Genomic DNA, 19,433 nt, shown 5'->3' on the forward strand with positions numbered 1-19,433 from the left:
GGGCACGGTGAGTCGCGAGGGGGGCGTGGGGTGGGGCGTGGGGTGGGGCATGGGATGGGGAGACTGCGGGACCTTCAGGGCTGCCTCCGGCGGTTGCGACCGATGCGAGCGCCGCCGCCCGCCGGGCCCCCTCGGTACCGGCGGACGGCAGGGTCCGTGCCCGCTTCCCGGACGGCCGGCTGTACGTGAACCTGCTCGGCTTCGACCGCGACCGGCCACCGCTCAAGGCCGGCGAAGCCCTCGAACTACTGCGGCGGAGCCTGGGCCTGGGAGCGTCGGAGATACCCCTGACCGACCAAGCACAGGCACGCGTGCCGGACCCTGCCGGCCGGCCGGCGCCTGCCCGTCCTGCTGGACAACGCCGCGTCGGCGGAGCAGGTACGCCCGTTGCTCCCGGCAGCCCGTCCTGCTGCGTCCTCGTCACCAGCCGCAACCGGCTCGGCGATCTCGTCGCCCGCGACGGTGCCCACGCCCTGCCGCTGGACCTTGCCTCCGCGAAGACCCGTCGGCGATCGACGAGTTGATCCGGCTGTGCGGCAGCCTGCAGCTGGCCCTGCGCGTACTGGGAACTCGACCGTCTGACCGAGGGCCTCGACGTTCTCGGCCCCAAGGTGAGCCCCGACCTCAGGGGCGGATACCGCAACGACCGCGCCATGATGCTGGACTCCGTCGCAAGGATCAAGATCGAGCTCGGCCGCCACGAAGAGGCGCCGGAACAGGCCGAGCGGGCCCTGTCCGCGGGCAAGACCAAGGGGCGCCGCTGGATTCAGACCGGCCGGCAGGCCCTCACCCTGGCCCAGGAGTCGGGGCACCTGCGCACCGAGGCGGACTGCACCCTCGCCCTCGCCCTCGCCCTCACGCTCAGGCACCTGGGCCGGCACGAGCAGGCCCGCGGCCATGCCGAGCGGGCGCTGAGCCTGGCACGCGAGCGCTCGTTCCGGGTGGTGGAGGGGCAGGCGCTGTCGGTCCTGTGCGAGATCGCGGAGTCCGAAGCGGCACTCGCCACAGCCGTCACCCTCGGCCATGAGGCCCTGGCCAAATCCGCCGCGAGACCGGCCACCGCCTCGACGAGGCCCGCACCCTGCCGCCGCAGTAGCGATCGTCGGAAGAACCCGGCGCGCCGCACGGACATATTGCCCATTTTCCTATTAAATCCGGTAACTGTACGAAGTCGATCTGTCACGGATCGCAATCACCTCACTTCACCGGAGATGACATGCACAAGCTTCGCAAGGCCGCCGTGGTGGTCGCTGCCCTCGGCAGCGTCGGCCTCCTCAGCGCCGGCACCGCCACCGCTCAGGGCATGGACGGCCATGGCGGCAAGACCAGCGTCCTGCAGAGCTCCTCCTGCAAGTCGCACGACCTGAACGTCGACGTCCTCGGCCAGGTCGGCGTCCTCAACGGCGTGCTGGGCAACGCGCTCAACGGCGAGGGCAACTCGGGTGGGCAGGACACCCACATCGGCTCGGCCATGGGCTGCGACAACAGCGCCTTCTAGACCGCGGTCTGGTTCAGGGGTTCTTTTGGTCGGCTGGTCGTCCGCATGTCGACGGAGGCCGACCGACGGGATCCCCGGGCGAGCGCGGACCCCGGTGTCCCATGGCGAGACCTACCGGTGGAGTACGGGCCGTCGCAGACGGTCCCTGGGATGTTCCGCCGATGGCAGTGCACCGGTGTCCGGCTGGCCGGCTCGACCTCGGAAACCAGTCAGGGGCCTGATCCACTTGCGCGGATCAGGCCCCTGGCCTGGTGAACACGACAGATCGGAACGGCGGCGGCTCTTTACCACGTCCACCTGAGGGCCAGTTATGCGTGCAGCCCTTCCTCTGTTAATTCTCGGAGAACTCTTCTACAACCTTCCGCACCATGCGTCGGTCTGGCTAACGCAGGGATGTTGAGGGTTCATGAAGAGGAGCTCAGAACGTGACCGTGCGTTCCTTTACCCGGCGGATGCGACCGCGAGTCGAGCGGAAGGCCGCGGAAAGGGTGTGGCAGCTGCGTACCATGCGCCGGCGCCGCATGGCAGCAGTCACGGACCCGCTGCTCCGCCCGGTGGCAGTGCGCGGCCAGCACCTCTACGGCCGGATCGTCACCCGGTTCAGCGCCGCTGAGGCGGCCGCCGCCAACCTCGGCCTGGTCGTCGCCGCGCTGGAGCAGGAAGGCATCCCGTACTTCCTGGTACCTACCGCGCGTACGCGCCACACGGTCGGGGTGAACGCCGTCGACCGGGAGCGTTTCCTCACCACCCTGGAGGCGCAGAACGCGGGGAAGGCGGTGTTCATCGGCAGACCGCTGCCCGGCGGACAGCTCAAGAACCCCGCACTGTTCATCGACGGCGTACTGCCGACCGCGCTGCGCACGGCCCCCGTCCTGCGGATCGGGGAGAACCACCTCGGCCCCGCGGGCCAGCTGCTCGCCGGCCCGGAACTCGCCTGCGACGTCGAGTTCTGGGAGGACGGGGCCCAGCTCCTCGCCTCCGACGACGGGCCTCGCCGGCTGGCCAAGGTGCAGCCGCAGGCGTCCGAGGACATCTTCGCCGAGTCCCTGATCGCGCCCCGGAACAACGGCGTCACCGACGTACTCCCGGCGTCCGAGCAGAAGCCGGCCACGGTGCGGATCGGCGACCGGGAGCTGCCGAGCTTCGCCCCGCTCACCCTGCCGACCGTGAACGATGTGACCTTCCCCGTCGACGTCGTCTACACCTGGGTGGACGGCGAGGAGCCGGAGATGCGGGCCAAGCGGGCCCGCCACCAGGAGCACGGCATCGCCGAGATCCTGGACAAGGAGACCAACGCCTCCCGCTACACCAGCCATGACGAGCTGAAGTACTCGCTGCGCTCACTCGCGATGTACGCCGACTTCGTCCGGCACATCTACATCGTGACCGACGGCCAGATGCCGCACTGGCTCGACGACTCGGCCCCGGGGATCACGGTCGTCGACCACCGCGACATCTTCCCGCCCGACGTCCTGCCCGTCTTCAACTCCCACGCGATCGAGACCCGGCTGCACCACATCCCGGGCCTGTCGGAGCACTACCTCTACTTCAACGACGACGTGTTCGTCGGCCGCCGGGTCACCGCGGAGCACTTCTTCCACGGCAGCGGCCTGATGAAGATCCCGGTGTCCCCGCTGAAGATAGGCGTCGGCAAGCCGCATGCCGAGGAGACGGCCACCAACTCCGCGAGTAAGAACGTCCGCCAACTGCTGCTGGAGATGTTCGGGCGGATGACGACGAACAACTTCATGCACACCCCGCTGCCGCAGCACCGCGAGACACTCCAGTCGCTGGAGGAGCTCTTCCCGCAGGACATCAGCCGCACCACGGCGTCCCGCTTCCGCTCGCCGCAGGACATCGCCATGACGGCCCCGCTGCTCTACCAGTACGCGCTGATGACCGGCCGCGGCGTGCCGGGGAAGTACAGCTTCCGGTATGTGAACATCAGCCGCCCGGACGCCGAAAAGCGCCTGGCCGATCTGCGCCGCAACCGCCGCTTCGACTTCTTCTGCCTCAACGACGTCGACGTACCGCCCGAGGAGCGGGAACAGGTCGGCGCCCGGATGGACGAGTTCCTGGAGAACTACTTCCCCTTCGCGAGTCCCTTCGAGAAGCAGAAGTAACGAGGGCTGGGGGGCATGGACATGGGGGGCATGGACATCCGTCACCGCTTCGGACTGCCGGGGGGCATCCGAGCGGCCCGGAACTTTCTGGTACGCCTGCGGCTCTGGCTGACGGCCCGGCTCTGGACGCTGCGCTCGTCCCGGGCCCGACGGCGCCTGGGGGCAGCCGTCCCCGGACTGCGCCGTATCACCTTCGGACCGATACGTCTCTACGGCCGTACGGTCGCCGCATACACCGCCGCCGACGCCGCCGAAGCCGATCTCGAGCGGGTGTGCACCCTGCTGGAGGGGCTCGGCGTCCCGTACTTCCTGGTCCCCGCCGAGCACGGGCACGGTGCGCCACGGCCGGTCATCGGTATCGAGGAGAGGTACCGCGGCGCGGTTCTCACCCGGGCCGCCCAACGCTTCGCCGGCACCGTCGGGTACGTCGGCGCCGTCGGTCCGGACGGCGCCGTGACGACCGCGGTGCTGTGGGCCGACGGGAAGCTGCCGCGGGCGCTGAGAGGGGCCGCGGTGCTCCGTACCGGCGTGGTGCGCCTCGGCCCGGGAGGGCAGGTGCTCACCGGCCTCGACACGGGGTGCGACATCGAGTTCTGGCGTCACGGCCGGGACCTCGGCACCTCCCCGGGCACGGACCCCTCCTGGCTCACCGTGCCCGGCAGCCGACTGCCCGACGTCTTCGCCCCGGCACTGGTCGCCCCGCGCCGCAACCCCGTGTCAGAGGTACTCCCGGTGGCGGCACAGCAGCCGGCCGCGACGGCGGACCGCCGCCGCAGCGTGCCGACGTTCGCCCCGTTCGCCGAGCCGGGCATCGACGAGGTGCGCTTCCCCGTCGACGCCGTGTACACCTGGGTCGACGGGGACGACCCGGCGATGGCCGCCAAGCGCCGAGCCCATCAGGCCCTCTCCTGCGACGTCATCGCCCCGCGCGAGACCGGAGCCTCCCGCTACACCAGCCACGACGAGCTGAAGTACGCACTCCGCTCCCTGGAGATGTACGCCGGTTTCGTCCGGCACGTCTACTTGGTGACCGACTCCCAGCTCCCCGCCTGGCTGGACCCGGACGCGGAGGGCCTGACGGTGGTCGACCACCGGGACATCCTGCCGTCCGACGCGCTCCCCGTCTTCAACTCCCACGCGATAGAGAGCCGCCTGCACCACATCCCGGGCCTGTCGGAGCACTACCTCTACTTCAACGACGACGTCTTCATCAATCGCCCGGTACGGGCCGAGCACTTCTTCCACGGCAACGGCATAGCCCGCATCCCGCTGTCCCCGCTGAAACTCGGAGTCGGCGCCCCGCACCCACTCGAACCGGCCCCGAACTCCGCCGGCAAGAACGCCCGTGAGGTGATCAGCCGGTTCCACGGCAGGTACATCACGCACAAGTCGCTGCACACTCCGCATCCCCAACTGCTGTCGGTCATGCGGGAGATGGAGAGCCTCGGCATCGAGGAACTCGAGCGGACGTCCTACTCGCGCTTCCGCTCCACCTCCGACGTCGCTCCGGCGTCCACGCTCCACCACCACTGGGCGATCGCGACCGGCCGGGCCGTCCCGGCCGACTACCGCTTCCGCTACGTCCAGCTGGGCACGCCGGACATGCGCCGCCGCCTGGCCCGCCTCGCGGCCGGCGAGGACATCGACTTCTTCTGCCTCAACGACGTGGACACCGCCCCGGCGGCCAGGTCGGAGGTCCAGGCCGCCATCCGCACCTTCCTGGAGCGGAAGTACCCGTTCCCGAGCCGCTTCGAAGGAGCGACCCGGATCACCACACACCCGGTCGCGCCACTTACGGCGCGAGTCCCCCCGCAGCCGACTCGGGAGCAAGCACAGGAAGCGCAGAAAGCACAGCGCTGCGACTGATCGCATCGACCGGCCGCCGGTGCCGGGAGCCGTCCCGGCACCCGGCTAGGCAGCCTTGGACCGCGCGGCACGCATGCCGGGCTCGGGCTCCTGTGCGTCCTCGATCAGAAGGATCTCGTCCTCCCCGAAGTCGGGGGCCTGGAAGGGGTTCGTCGCGGGAGGCGGCGATGCCGCGGCGGAACGGCGGGGTTGCCCTTCCGGAGCGGAGAACAGCGAAGTCGGGTCGATGAGGGGTCTGCCTTTCGTTACAGGCCCCCGAGGGGGCCTGGTGTGCCGTGACCGGGCACAGCGGTCCTACAGCTTGGTCATCTTGGCGTACGGGCTCAAGATCCGCATCTGCGCCGAGCCGAAATCCACGAGCGCAGCGATTCCGTCCTCGATGCCGATCACCCGGCCGAGGCCGTACATGTCGTGAGTGACCTGGTCACCCACGGCGAAGTGCTTGGGTGCCGGTGCGACCGGAGCCTTGAAGGGGCTGGTAGGCAAATGACGCTTGGGTACAGCGGGCTTAGTCATTGCCCCCAGTATGCGCCTACGGGTATCCGATTCGCTGTGGCCGTCCACACACGCCCGGGCCCTTGCGCCGCCAGGTCGCGCAGGACGAACGCCAGAGGGCCGGGCCACTTTCGTGGTCCCGGCCCTCTGAGCTGGCGGAGGATACGAGATTCGAACTCGTGAGGGGTTGCCCCCAACACGCTTTCCAAGTCTTCGTCCGGGGGTTCGGTCGGGTCCAGCAGCGTCCTGAACTGCGGAGGAGCGTTCCGGATGCGCCCGGACGGGGGTGAATGAGACCAGAACTGAGACCAGCTGCCATCAGCCGGGCCGCTTCCTCGCCCCGCCAGCGGCGCTCCTGGCCTTGTCTGAGCAGCCAGGGCAGCAGCCTCGCGATGGCCTCGGGCCACGCGAGCCGATCAGGGGCGAATTCCGCGGTCGGCCCAAGCCCGAGCCACACCAGCATGGTGTCGTGCTCCTCTCCCTTGGGGAGTAAAACGGTGAGCGCTTGCGTAGCGCAGCGGCAACGTCTTGAGTTCTTGGATCACCGGCCTACCGGCTGACACCCCGCTGAACGTACTGGTCCGACACGCTGCGAGCCGCTGGACCACCAGGAGCACCGACGCAACCCAAAAGGCGAGGTCACAGCCTTGGCGTCGACCGCGTCCTGGCCCTCCTGACACTCATCCGACGCAACGGTGTGCCCCCGCGGGGGCCGGGGCACGTCATCGCTTCACGCGGCTGCGCACGGCGAGGATGGCAAGCCCGAGCAGGCCCGGCTCGACGAGGCGGGCAGTCATCTCGACGTACATCCCGGTGGTGGTCAGGTCCTGTCCGGAAGCCCGGAAGATCACCGAGTTGACCACCACCCTCACGGACTTCTCGAACCGTGCGGACGACAGACGCCTTGTGTACGGCCCTTCCGGGTTGACGGGTGCCGGCTTCTTGGTCGTCAGGGTTACTCGGTGGCCGTCGGTGGTCCCCGCACTGACCGGATCCGGGTCGGCCTGCGGCAGCCCCCACAGCATCATCGCGAGCACGGTGGCCGTCATCGCCAGGACCAACCAGGCCAGGGCACGCGTGGCGCGCAGGCCGTATCCGGAGAGTGCCCAGTACAGCCGCAGCAGCGTCCGCTCACCGAGGGACGCCGTGGCGTCGTGGCGGCGCATCTCCATTTCGCCGTAGTAGAAGTCGGCCGCGCCCGGCTCGTTCCGGCCGTCCTCGAGCGCCTTGCGGAGCTGCCGGTAGACCGGCGCGAGCACGGCGGGTTCATGCGTCTCGACGCCCGGTGGCGCGGGCGTCCAGCCGCCGCCGTACCAGATCGCCCGCCAGTGGTGCTCCTCGGCGAGGGTCCGGCGGCGTATCCAGCGCAGCCCGCCCGGTGGTGGCGCCAGGACGCAGCGGCCTTCGAGCCGCAACTGGTCCAGGTGGACCGCCTCCACGAAGAGACACTCGGTCAGGTCGACATCGGCCAGCACCAAATGCGCAGCGTCCACGCCCTTGACCGAGGTGACACGCACCCGGTCATCGGTGAGCCCCGGCTCGGCGATCACCTTGCCCTCCGGTGAGACGAACTGGCGGGGTCGGCCGACGACGGTCACCGGGAACTCCACCACGGCGTCGGTCAGATCCACCTCGGCGTACCGCAGTCGCAGTGCCGCGGTGGACGCCCACCGTGTCCGCCGGAAGCACACCTTGCGCGCGGCGGCCTCCAACGTCACCGCGGCCTCGAACACGGCGTCGGAGAAGTCCACCGTCCCCGGGCACACCAGTGGGCCGATGCGAGCGGTACGTTGGAACACCGCCCGCAGGAAGCCGACGCCAGCCTCCAGCCTGGCCCCGAAGAACGACAGGTCACCGCCAATCGTGGCCTCGTCGAACGTGGCTTCCGCCGCGAAGTGAGCCTCGTCGAAGAATATGTCCCCGCCGATGTCCGCCCTGTTGAAGCAGGCTCTGCCCTGGTGGACTTGCGTACCGTCGAAGCAGGCCCGGCCGGTGATCCGGATCTCCTCGAAGTCGGCACCATCCTCGAAGACCGTGCCGTCGAAGGCGGCTTCCCCGTCGATGGCCGCCCCGCCGAAGGACGCGACGCCACACACTCGGACACCCGAGAAGTAGGCATCCGTGCACGTCATGCCCTTGAACACCGCACTACCGCCGACCTCGCGGACACAGAACCGCAACGTGCCCTTGATCCGTGTCTCGTAGAACCAGACATCACCGTCCACTTCGGTGTCATCGAGCCACACATCTTCCGCAACCTGCGCCGCGCCGAGGCGGAAATCGCCCCCGGCGTGTACCTCACGGACGTACACGCCCCCGCCGAACACGGCCGACGCGAAGGAGCAGAAGCCGCCAAAGTCGATCCCCTCGAGCTCTGCGTCTCCGGTGAACCGCACCTCGTCGAACGATGCCTCCCCCACCCGCGCCCGCCCGCTCCCCGGATCCCTGAGCGGTGCGAGGAGCTCGTCGAGCAGGCTCTGGGTAAAGGGTGTGCCCCGGTGGTCGAGGTCGGCGCCGGGGGACAGCGAGGCCAGGTGGGCGGCACGTTCGGCGTTGTTCAGATGCGCGAGGCAGGCTGTGTACGAGCCCACACTGCGCCCCCGGCAGCGTTCCCCGGTGTCGAGGTGTCCGCACTGCGGCCACGCGGGGGCGTCGGTTCCAGTCATCCCAGCTTCCGTCTCATACCGCCACGACCGTCACGTCCCTCCGGTCACGCCCCTTCGGCCGGTCGACCAGCGCCTCGACCACCCAGCGTCCGGGGGTGGCTTCCAGTTCCGCCCGATATCGGTCGGGCCCGTACTGCCGGAAGATGACGGGTTGTTTGTCCGGACGGCCCGAACGCCACATGAACGTCCGCAGATTGCGCCGCGGCAGATCGTGCCCCAGCAGCTCGATCACGAACGGACGGCCGGCAGCGACCGGGTCCCGGGGCAAGTGCAGGGCGATGCCCTCCTCACCGGCGAGCGTGCCGCCCGGCGGGCGTCCCGCGCGGATCGCGATCATCGCGTCCCGGAGCGCGGGACTGCTCGACAGGTCCGAGTTCCGGAACCCGGTCCACAGCATAGGGGCCGTACCGGTCCAGTCCGCGATGGCCGACCGGTGCGGCACCGTCCCGTCGCCGGTCCCCGGCAGGCTGTCGGTGATCCGCGACCCGTCGGAGGAGAGCACGAGCGCCTCGGGGCTCGGGAAGTCGACGCTGCCGAGGCAGTGCACGGTGTACGGGAGGGGGCCGACGCGCCGGTGCTCATCGCACGCCAAGCGGAACTCCTCCTGGAAGGCCAGCCCCTCGCGGACGGCGTCGCCCGGCAGCCCGGGAACCGGGTAGCGGTTGTCGGTGATCCGCCGCTCGCGGCTCTTTCCCTCGACCCGCACGGCGGGGTACGACGGCAGCATCTCGACGACCGCCGGCAGGTTGAGCGCCCAGTCGCGCAGCGCCTCGTTCAGTCGGGCGGCCACGTCCGCGCCGGGGCCGGCGTCGCCGGGGATCGCATGACCGGCCAGCATCCGGGCGGCTTGGACCAACCCCTGTTGCGGGGTGCCGAGGGTGACCAGGGTCCGGGCGGTTTCCCGGCCGTTCTCGCACTCCAGATAGTGCCGCCCGATCAGACCGCCCGTCGCATGGCAGACCAGAATGACGCGCGGATCATCGGTCCGGTCCGGATAGTACGCGTCCACCTCCGCATGCCACCGGTCGAGCTCGCGCGCCACCCGCGCCTTCAGCTGCCGGGCCACCAGCCGGTGGGACAGCCGCCAGTCGTAACCGAACGGCACGAACTGCGCGTCGCGCGGGTCGCCGAGGGCGCCACGGATGTCGCGATAGCCCATGCAGGACAGCAGCCCGGGCACGGAGTCCGGGACCTGCAGCAGCGCGTCGGCGTCCAGCCGGAAGGGCCCCTCGGGCGGCGCGTCTCCCAGACCCGGCGGGAGGGCCACCTCGGTGAGCGCCGCGGCCGCCGAGCCGATCAGCTGCTCACTGCATCGCGCCCAGAGGTCCTGGCCGTCCCGGCGCAGCCGGGTGCCCAGAAACCCCGGGACGAAGACCACCAGATCGTGTTCCATTCACTCTCCCCCAGTCCCGGCGCCGAAGAACGTGTGCGGCAGCCGGATCAGATCGCAGCGGTCCTCCCCCTGCAATGCCATCACCAGGCCCTCCGGGGCCATCGCGGTACGGACGGCGTGCACGTCGTACCCCCGCGTGGGAATCCCCGGCCAGTCCAGCCATTCCCGGGACCAGACGTCCCATGCGCGTGACACCTTCTCCGGCATGCAGAGCAACAGCACGGGCCGCTCCACGGGGCCGGCGAACACCAGGGACGTCACGTCGGGGAAGTTCCCCGGCAGCCGCTCCGGGGGGTGAATGCTCTCGTTGCCGGAGCAGTCCTTGACGTAGACGCTGCCGTGGTCCGCCCAGGCCAACATGGGCATCGAGGCGTCATCCTCGTCGTCGTACAGCTCCCCGAGAGCGAGGCAAGAGGGGCCGGCCGTCAGCAGGACGCGCCGTTCGACGCCGTGTTCGCCCTCGGTCCAGACCTGCAGCTGGTCGCCCAGATCACCGGCCATCCAGTACGAACCGTCCCGCAGGATCCTCGTGTCGATCCCGCAGAACCCGCGGTCGGTCCGGATCTCGCGCACCGCGATCCCGGCGGACGAGACATCGGCCGGGACCTCGTGGCGTACCAGGCGCCGACCGTCCGCCACGCTCAGCCGCAGCGTGCCGGCGGCCGGGTCGCCGACCAGGCTCAGCGCGCGGGCCGGCTGGCCGGCGTCCCCGCCGAGCGGGATGTCCTGGTGGGTGATGACCGACAGGCTGTCGTCGAGACGCCACAGCCGTACGGTCCGGCTGGCCGCGGCAGCCACTGTCCAGCCATTCGCTGCCCGCACCGCGGCCACCGCCGTGACCGTGCGCCCGTCGTGGGCGAGCTCCGTAGCCGGAAGAGCGGCCGGATCCCCCTGCTCCGGCCGGGAGATCCGGACCTGGTCGTGCCAGGCGCGGCACAGCAGCGGCGGACCTCCCGGTGCGCCGGCCAGGGCAAGGACCGGGCGCTCGTTGCTCGGCCGCCGCTGGATTCCGTAGCGGGCCTCCAGCGCGGGGACCACGTCGACCACCCGGATGTACGGGCCGTCGGCGACCGCGAGCAGTCCCTGACCACCCGGTTCGAACGTCATGGCGCCCTCGCGGGGGGCGTTCAGAACGAGCGTGGCCTCGCGTTCGGACCGTTCGACGGACCAGATCCGGACGTCCACTTCCTCGTATCCGGCGAGCAGCGGTTCATCGCCGTACCACCCGAAGGCCAGGCCGCGTGCGTTCGAGGGGTACGTCGCCACCCTTTCCACGACCGGCGTGGGGCCGGATATGGCCCCGCACCGCCAGACGTACACAGCGGTCCCGTCGGCCACGGCGAGGAAGCCCTCCCGGGGCGAGACCGCGAACGCCGCGGCAGCCATCGCGGGTGCAGTCAGGGACATACCGAAATCGGTCCGGCAGGCGTGCAGACCGTCGACCCCGTTGCGGGTGCGGCTCACTTCGAACAGCTCCACCCCCTCGGCGCCCGCCGCCAGGACGAACATCCGCGGGCCCAGGGTGAGGGCTGCGAGCTGCCGCACATCGGCCGTACGGACCTCCTTCAGCTGCGTGTCCAGGTGCGTGCCGATCTTCCAGGACCACACCCACACCCGGTCCCCGTCGGCCGCCAGGGCCACGCTCTCGCCCTCCACCTCGGCCACCGACAGGGCGCGCACACTGCCGCCCCACCGGTACTCCTGATCGGGCATCCGGGCACCCGCGCGCCAGAAGTACACGGTCTGATCGTCCCGGGCGACGGTGGCCCAGCGGGCTCCCGCGCCCACCTCACGCACCTCGCTGAGCGGGCGTCCGCGCTCCCCGCCGGTCCGGGGCAGCCGACGGGTGAGCAGCCGGGCGCCCGACTCCGGGTGCAGGACCTGGATCTCCCCCAGTCCGCCGGCGGTCAGGGTGTCTGCGTGGGTCAGCCCCACCGCCCCGACCCCGGCGCGCCAGCTCAGCGCCCGCGCGCCGCCCGAAGGCGCCGAGCGCCGCCACTCCGGGGGGTCCGGTGGGACATCGGTCCAGTACTCCTGCCAGGGCAGGAAGCCGTCGGCGGGCCGCAGCGTCCGGTATGTCACGTCGCGGTGGCTGACGAAGGCGGTGGCGCTGAACAGGGCCTTGCGCTCCAGCAGAACCGACGCCGACAGCGGGCTGGACGCGCGGGGGAACGAGCCCGCGACCCTGCCGTACAACACGGCGCCGTCGCAGTCCCGGGCCAGGCCCGCCGCGAGCGGCAGCATGACATCGGGGTTCGTGCGCAGCAGGAAGCCCACGTCCTCGAAGAGCTCCCGCAGGGCGTCCGGCCCCACTTGGGCGGCGTGGGCGCCCAGGTATTCGAGGGTGTACTCGTCGGCGCCGCTCCAGTCGCCGCCGGCGCGGGCGCGCAGCGTGTCGAGCACCCTGCGGTGTGCCTCCCGCGCGGTCAGTCCGGCGTCGGAGAGGAAGAACTCGCCATAGCTCGGATGGGCCAGCTGATGACGGATCCGTCCGGCCGTCTGCCGCGCGCCGTCCTTCTGGGTGGCGACGATGCCGCCGTCGGCGCTCCGGCACACCTGTCGCAGATCCTCCAGCGTGAGCTCCGGTGAGCCGGCCTCGCACAGCGCGTTGGCGAGCGTCAGCCAGGTCGCGTCCGGGGTCAGCCCGGGCCCCTGGATCACCGCCAGCGCCCGCAGCACCTCGTGGGCACGCCGTGCGCCGGGCTGCTCGCTCAGGTAGCGCGTCTCCTCCGCGAGGCGGGTGCGCAGGTCCATGCCGCCGTCACGCAGCCACGCCAGCAGCTCGGCCTCGGCGGCGACCGTGGTCCGCCGGGCGAGCCCGGTCGCGACCAACCGGGCCACCAGGAACGAGCCGTGACTCTGCGCCGCGACGATCTCGGCCGTCCAGTCGCGGTCCTCCCGCCGCGCGTCACCCCGGTACGGGGAGTGCTCGGTGTCCAGTACGGACAGCACCATGCCGGTGATGCTCGCTCGCGCCTCCTCGTCGTCCCCGAGGACCACGGGTTCGACGCTGAGTTCCAGGGTGTCCAGGAGCGACTCCTCTTCCGCGGGCGCGGTGGTACGCCGACGGGGCTGCGTCCGGGTACCGACGATCACCCGGACACCGGGCGTGGCCGCCAGGGGGTTCAGGACGTGCCGGGCGATCGCGTATGCCTGGTCCGGGAGGGCCTCGTCGAGTGCGTCGAAGAGCAGGTTCACCGAACCCGCCCGGCCGACCAGCTCCTCGAAGGCGTCGGTGAACTTCTCCGACGTCACCGGCTCCTCCGGCAGCGGCGGCGCTCCGTCGACGTCCGCCAGCACCTCCCGCAGATGCGCGGCCAGCGAATGGGCGGACTGCCCCCGGCAGCTCAGCGCCGCATGCACGGTCCCCGCCCGGGGCAGCGTCGCGGGGTCGAGGTCCGGACCGAGGGTCTCCCGCCAGCTCGGCAGGGAGGTATGGGCCAGCCGGCCGAGCAGCGCGGTCTTCCCCGTGCCCGCCACGCCCGTCACCGCCAGCAGCCCCTTCGGGTGGGTGTCCATCCAGCGCACGATCCGGCTCAGCACATCCCGTCGGCCCGCGAAGTGGCGGCTGAGATGGCTGTTTTCCTCGAGCCCGAACTGCTCGGCCTCGATCCATGGCTTCCGCCGCGTCAGCACGGCCGGCGTGTACACCGGCCGGTCGGACTGGTGGTAGTAGGGATTGTCGAGGAAGTTGTTGGGAAGCGCCCGGACCTCTCGGCAGTCCGGCCGCTGCGCCGGGTCGTCGAGACCGTCGTCCGCCGCCCGCGCGTCCACGGCACGGCAGAGATACGGCAGCGGCAGATACAGCGCGGACGGCTCGAACGGGCGGGCCTGGTCGTCCGCTACGAAGTCCGGCTTCGCCAGCGCTTCCTCCAGCCACGTCACCCAGCGGCCCGCCGGCACATGCGCGTCCGCCCCCGAGGTGCCGATGACGGCGAAGCCCTTCCGCCGGTTCTCCCGCGCCCGGATCACCGGGGGGTCCCGCTCCAGCTCCACGGCGTGCCGCACCGCCTCGCCCAGGGAGTTGTAACTCTGGGAGGAGCAGGCGTCGACGATCAGCAGGGTGTCCGTCTCGTACTCCGGCCGCAGCAGGAAACCCACCAGCTCGAGCAGGGAGACGGCCCGGGCGGGGTCGAACTCGCCCGACTGCCAGGAGTCGGCGCAGGCGAGGAAATAGCCGTCGTCCCCGCGCTGGATGCCGTGCCCCGTCCAGTAGAGGATCTTGCGCTGGGCATCAGCGGCCAGGAACTCCCCCAGCCCGGCCCACAGTTGGCGCCGGGTCGCCCCGCCTCGGTCGGCCCGGAGGGCCTCCCCGAACCCCAGCTTCTCTCGCACGGTCTCGGTGAAGCGGTCACGGACCTCATCCAGCTGCGGGCGGCGCAGCCTCTGCCGCTCCGCCGCGTCCGGGTGGAGGTACTCCGGTACGGCGATCGTGCCCACCAGAGAAGAGGACCGCCGCTCGGCTTTCAGTAACGCCAGCCGGTTGTCCGTGTCACTTCGTACCATGAGATCGACAGCACCCCCCGAGAGTGTCCACCACAGCTTATTTACCAGTGGAGTTGGAGATGCGAGACAGATTCACCGTGGTTGGCCGGGCAACGGGCTGTCATCTCTTCGAGGGTGACGGTACCCGGCCCATCGACGAGGAGAACGTCCACGTCAAGTACACGCCGAAGCGTGTGCAGTTCCCGGAGGAGATCGCCGCCTGGCGGCGGTCCATCGAGGCGGAGGAGGAGCGCAAGGAGGCCAGCGGGCTGCCGCACCGGTGGAACAATGCGCGTTTCGCGGTCGAGCGGGTCGTGGTCACCCGTACGCATCTGGCCGAGGAGCCCGTGGTGTCCCTCACCACGCGGGACGCAGACTACTTTGACTTCCTCACCACCTCGCTCAACCTGGACCGGCGGCAGAAGAACGGCCTCACGCTGCGCGAGCAGTATCTGGAGGGCGGCGACCCGATAGACGCGCCCTCCTGGATGAACTGCAGCTTCGGCATCAACGTGGCCCTGGAGACCGGCAAGGACGGCAAGATGCTGTTCTCCCGGCGGAGCGCCCAGGTCGCCGGGCCGAACAGCGCGCGGTGGAACTCCTCAGCCAACGAGGGGCTGGCCCAGCAGCACGACCTGCCCCGGGACGGCAGCCCGGTCAGCCTGCACGCGGTGGCGCGCCGCGCCCTCTTCGAGGAGCTCGCCGTGCACGACGGGGACCAGACCAGGGTGGAGTTGCTCGGGTTCGGGCTCGACCTGGTCAACCACCAGTGGGCGGCGTTCTTCCGCGCGGTGGTGCCCGAGCTTGACGAGCCGATGCTGCGTCTGCGCTGGACTCGAGGCGTCATCGACAAATGGGAGCACGACCGGTTCGAGTTCGTGGACGCGGACCCGGAGTCGGTGCTCGGCTTCATCGCGGACGAGCCGGAGGAGCGGTGGACACCCTGCGCGCCGGCCCTCTTCTATCTCGCCCTGGTACGCGGTGCCGTGGAGCGCGCCGACGGTGACCCGGCTGGCCGGTTCGCCGTGGAACAGGCCGAGCAGAAGGTCATGTCGGACCGCGGTCTGTGAGCCGGGAGGCCGGGACGAGACGTCTCAGGGGGTTGCCCGCCCACATATCCCCCGGAGGAACGTGGCCGAGGACGAGCGACCCCATGCCGACGACGGACCCCGACCCCACGCAGGCGTACTCCCTGACCTTCGCCCCGGCACCGACGTACGCGTTCTCCTCCACCACAGCATGCCGCCCGAGGAACACCTGGGCCGCGACGGTGCCGTAGTCCTGGACCACGACGTCAGCCGCCTTTTTTCTCTGGGTCTTGCGGCGCCCGCCGCCCAGACAGCGGCGACTGTTGGTACCGCTCGCTCCGGTACGACTGCCATGCCGGCTTGCCTACGCCTGGCCGTAGAGCTTTGTCAGGTCGACGAGTTGAATGCTCGGTGAGGTCTCAGTGGCGGCGTATGCCTTGTCGTTGAAGCCTGCTCCGCTGAAGCACAGCAAGCGAGTGCGGGTGGTGTCGTAGCGGCCGGCCTGGGCGATGAGCTCGCGGATGTGCTTGAGGCGTTCGATGTGGGCGACGCCCATGGTGTCGTTCCACATGGCTTCGCCGATGGCCAGAAGCGGGGGCTTGGCGTGTCCGTCAGCGATGCCCACAACGGCCACGTCGACCTCGTGGCCGGTGCGGGCTTTGGAGTCGTGGACCACTCCATGTCCGACGCGGGCGGGCAGGCCACCGAGTACATCTGCGTCGGCATGATGCAGCGCCCAGTCGCGGCAGACCTGCTCGAAGTGGGGCCCCATGACGTTGCTGACGAAACGGCGGCGGCTGGCCTGCCAGACCCGGGCAGCGCTGCCGGGGCGCTCCAACTGGTCCCATACCGGGCGCATGATGGCGTGGTAGAAGCCGATCAGTGGTTCGGCGATGCGGTAGGTGGGGCGGTTGTCGCGGAAGGCGTCGGCGTCCCGGTACAACAGACCGGCGTCCTCGAGGACGCTGATGGGGTGTGCGATGTCGGTGGCCTTGCGCTCCAGATACCCGGCCATGCCTCCACGCGTGGCGTTACCGTCGGCCACGGCCGCCAGAACGGACAGGTACAGGGCGGTGTCACGCAGGTCTGGTTCCTCCGCCAGCAGGTACCGAGCCTCGCGAAAGAGGGGCGTCTCGGGGTTGAGGACCGTACGGACGACCCAGTCGTCGAAGTCCTCCAGCCCAGCCGGACTGTCACCTCGGGCGAACTCACGCCGATAGGCGGGAGTACCGCCGACGATCGAGTTGACCTGCAGTGCAAGACGGGGATCCGTGATGTTCCAGAACTCGGCGGCGAGACGGTGGTCGAGGGGGCGCACGACAAGTTCCAGTCCCGCCCGGCCACGCAGCGGCGCGTTGCCTGACAGCAGCCGCCCCATGAAGGACAAGGCCGACCCGCACAGCAGCAACCGAGTCCGGGAGCCGGTGCGCTGCTCACGCAGAGGACGCAGGGCCTCCTGGATGATCGAGGGGAGCTCCGGGTTGGCCTTGGCGAGGTACGGAAACTCGTCGAGCACAACCGGGACGGGGCGCTCGGAGCCCAGGGCGAGCAGAGCGTCGACGGCCTCCGACCAGTTGGCGAAGTGGTACGGGCTGGCGGGGCGGACGTGGGCGGTCAGCGCGGAGCTGATCCGGCGGAGCGACTCGGCGTCGGCTGCTTCGGTCGCGCCGAAATAGAACCCACCGGCGGCACGGCAGGCGGCGTCCAACAAGAACGTCTTGCCCTGGCGGCGACGTCCGGAGATCACGCCGAGGGTCGCGCCTGGCTGCGTATCGGTGATGAACCGGCTCAGCGCTGACCACTCGTAATCCCGGTCGAACATCTCGGCAGGCTTGAGTGCTGGATCCTGCAGACGTAAGCACAGGGCAGATCGATGGGCCGCGCTCGCGGGTGTGGCCCTCGAGCCTGAGTCGCGTCCGAGGGAGCGCCGGGGCGTGCGCCGCTCCGCGTGAGAGGAACGCACTCAATGTCGGAAATGAATGAGATCAAAATTGAGACCAGGGCACGCCGAAGGCCCCGGCCGCTGAGCGGTCCGGGGCCTTCGTTTCGCCTGTTCAGGCGGCTGCGGAGGATACGAGATTCGAACTCGTGAGGGGTTGCCCCCAACACGCTTTCCAAGCGTGCGCCCTAGGCCTCTAGGCGAATCCTCCGCCGCAAACAATACAAGACGTTGAGGAGTGCTCGCGAACTCGTTCCCACCCCCTGCCATCGGGTACTGTTTGGGCAGCCCCTCACGCGGCGCTATCTGACTGAACTCCCCCAGGGCCGGAAGGCAGCAAGGGTAGGTCGGCTCTGGCGGGTGCGTGGGGGGCGCTTGCGTTCCCGCTGTGGGGTCGGGTTGTCAGTGGGCGCCTATAACCTCGTATGCGTGTCGTCTCTCGCGCTGTACCGCCGCTATCGCCCGGAGTCGTTCGCCGAGGTCATCGGGCAGGAGCATGTCACTGACCCGCTGCAGCAGGCGCTGCGGAACAACCGGGTCAACCACGCGTACCTGTTCAGCGGGCCGCGGGGCTGTGGCAAGACGACCAGTGCGCGGATTCTCGCGCGGTGTCTGAACTGCGAGCAGGGTCCTACGCCGACCCCGTGCGGCGAGTGCCAGTCCTGCCAGGACCTGGCTCGCAACGGGCCCGGTTCCATCGACGTCATCGAGATCGACGCGGCATCGCACGGTGGTGTGGACGACGCACGTGAGCTGCGGGAAAAGGCCTTCTTCGGGCCGGCGAGCAGCCGCTACAAGATCTACATCATCGACGAGGCCCACATGGTCACGTCGGCCGGCTTCAACGCGCTGCTGAAGGTCGTCGAGGAGCCGCCGGAGCATCTGAAGTTCATCTTCGCCACCACCGAGCCCGAGAAGGTCATCGGCACCATCCGGTCGCGGACCCACCACTACCCCTTCCGGCTCGTCCCGCCGGGCACTCTGCGGGACTACCTCGCCGATGTGTGCGGCCGCGAGAACATCCCCGTCGAGGAGGGTGTGCTGCCGCTCGTCGTGCGCGCGGGAGCGGGGTCCGTGCGTGACTCCATGTCCGTCATGGACCAGCTGCTCGCCGGAGCGAAGGAGGAGGGTGTGACGTATGCCATGGCCACCTCTCTGCTCGGGTACACCGACGGCTCGCTGCTCGACTCCGTCGTGGAGGCCTTCGCGACCGGTGACGGCGCGGCCGCCTTCGAGGTCGTGGACCGGATCATCGAGGGGGGCAACGATCCCCGGCGATTCGTCACCGACCTGCTGGAGCGGCTGCGGGACCTGGTGATCCTGGCCGCCGTGCCGGATGCCGTCGAGAAGGGGCTCATCGATGCCCCCGCCGACGTCCTGGAGCGCATGCAGGCCCAGGCCGGCACTTTCGGCGCCGCCGAACTGAGCCGTGCCGCCGACCTCGTCAACGAGGGGCTGACCGAGATGCGGGGGGCCACCTCGCCCCGGCTCCAGCTCGAGCTGATCTGTGCGCGGGTGATGCTGCCCGCGGCGTACGGGGACGAGCGTTCCGTGATGGCCCGGCTCGATCGGCTGGAGCGGGGCGTGAACTTCTCCGCGGCCGCGGGCGGTGGCATGCCCGCGATGGGTTACGTGCCCGGTCCTGACGCCCACGCGGGAGCGGCCGCCGCGCCGGTTCCGCCGGGCGGCGGGCCTGCCGCGGCCCGGGCGGCCGTACGGGCCTCGGGGGCGCCCGCGGCCGGGGCCGGGGCCGCGGCGCCGACAGGCGGCATGGACGGTGGCGCGGGATCCGGTGTGCCCGGTGCGGCCGCTGCCGCTCCGGCGGGGCAGGGTGCGCCAGTGGGGCAGGCCACGTCCGCGCCCTCGGCCCCCGTCCGGCCGCCGCAGAGCGATCAGCAGCCTCAGCCGCCCCAGGCCCCGCCCGCCCCGACGCCCGCACC

Annotated in this window: 12 protein-coding genes, 1 tRNA gene and 1 other RNA gene; 8 read left to right on the forward strand and 6 right to left on the reverse strand. The window is 70.4% G+C overall.

Annotated features, from left to right (window positions below):
- The first annotated feature begins 185 nt into the window (after positions 1–185).
- From ADL12_RS53805 to ADL12_RS08725, 4 genes are all read left to right on the forward strand, one after another.
- Complete coding sequence (locus tag ADL12_RS53805) at positions 186–524, forward strand: hypothetical protein (protein ID WP_159053106.1); 339 nt, start codon at positions 186–188, stop codon at positions 522–524.
- Between the two features lie 692 nt (positions 525–1,216).
- Positions 1,217–1,498 (forward strand): hypothetical protein, encoded by a 282-nt coding sequence (locus tag ADL12_RS08715; protein ID WP_062700285.1) that lies wholly within the window; start codon positions 1,217–1,219, stop codon positions 1,496–1,498.
- A 425-nt stretch (positions 1,499–1,923) separates the two neighbouring features.
- Positions 1,924–3,621, forward strand: coding sequence for a stealth family protein (locus ADL12_RS08720; protein ID WP_062700287.1), 1,698 nt, complete (start codon positions 1,924–1,926; stop codon positions 3,619–3,621).
- Positions 3,622–3,651: 30 nt separating this feature from the next.
- Entirely contained in the window at positions 3,652–5,487 is a 1,836-nt protein-coding gene (locus ADL12_RS08725; RefSeq protein ID WP_062700297.1) for a stealth family protein, read from the forward strand.
- 294 nt (positions 5,488–5,781) lie between these two features.
- Here ADL12_RS08725 and ADL12_RS08730 read toward each other — a convergent pair whose 3' ends face one another.
- The 4 genes from ADL12_RS08730 to ADL12_RS08745 form a co-directional block, all read right to left on the reverse strand.
- Entirely contained in the window at positions 5,782–6,003 is a 222-nt protein-coding gene (locus ADL12_RS08730; RefSeq protein ID WP_062700289.1) for a hypothetical protein, read from the reverse strand.
- A 701-nt stretch (positions 6,004–6,704) separates the two neighbouring features.
- Entirely contained in the window at positions 6,705–8,648 is a 1,944-nt protein-coding gene (locus tag ADL12_RS08735) for a pentapeptide repeat-containing protein (protein WP_062700291.1), read from the reverse strand.
- Positions 8,649–8,661: 13 nt separating this feature from the next.
- Entirely contained in the window at positions 8,662–10,041 is a 1,380-nt protein-coding gene (locus ADL12_RS08740) for an esterase/lipase family protein (protein WP_062700292.1), read from the reverse strand.
- Entirely contained in the window at positions 10,042–14,547 is a 4,506-nt protein-coding gene (locus tag ADL12_RS08745; protein WP_062700293.1) for a P-loop NTPase family protein, read from the reverse strand. It abuts the gene before it with no gap.
- A gap of 59 nt (positions 14,548–14,606) precedes the next feature.
- Here ADL12_RS08745 and ADL12_RS08750 point away from each other — a divergent pair, with 59 nt between their 5' ends.
- Positions 14,607–15,596, forward strand: a complete 990-nt coding sequence (locus ADL12_RS08750) for a nuclear fragile X mental retardation-interacting protein 1 (RefSeq protein ID WP_062700294.1) — start codon at positions 14,607–14,609, stop codon at positions 15,594–15,596.
- 83 nt (positions 15,597–15,679) lie between these two features.
- Positions 15,680–15,805, forward strand: coding sequence for a hypothetical protein (locus ADL12_RS58045; protein ID WP_341846350.1), 126 nt, complete (start codon positions 15,680–15,682; stop codon positions 15,803–15,805).
- A 113-nt stretch (positions 15,806–15,918) separates the two neighbouring features.
- Here ADL12_RS58045 and ADL12_RS08760 read toward each other — a convergent pair whose 3' ends face one another.
- Complete coding sequence (locus tag ADL12_RS08760) at positions 15,919–17,376, reverse strand: AAA family ATPase (protein WP_062700295.1); 1,458 nt, start codon at positions 17,374–17,376, stop codon at positions 15,919–15,921.
- Positions 17,377–17,619: 243 nt separating this feature from the next.
- Positions 17,620–17,704: transfer RNA gene (locus tag ADL12_RS08765), tRNA-Ser, on the reverse strand.
- 72 nt (positions 17,705–17,776) lie between these two features.
- Here ADL12_RS08765 and ffs point away from each other — a divergent pair.
- Positions 17,777–17,875, forward strand: an RNA gene (gene ffs, locus ADL12_RS08770) — signal recognition particle sRNA small type.
- Between the two features lie 47 nt (positions 17,876–17,922).
- Positions 17,923–19,433 (forward strand): DNA polymerase III subunit gamma and tau (locus ADL12_RS08775; protein ID WP_159053107.1); only part of this gene is annotated, 1,511 nt, incomplete at its 3' end.

The sequence above is a fragment of the Streptomyces regalis genome, assembly GCF_001509475.1.
GTDB lineage: Bacteria > Actinomycetota > Actinomycetes > Streptomycetales > Streptomycetaceae > Streptomyces > Streptomyces regalis.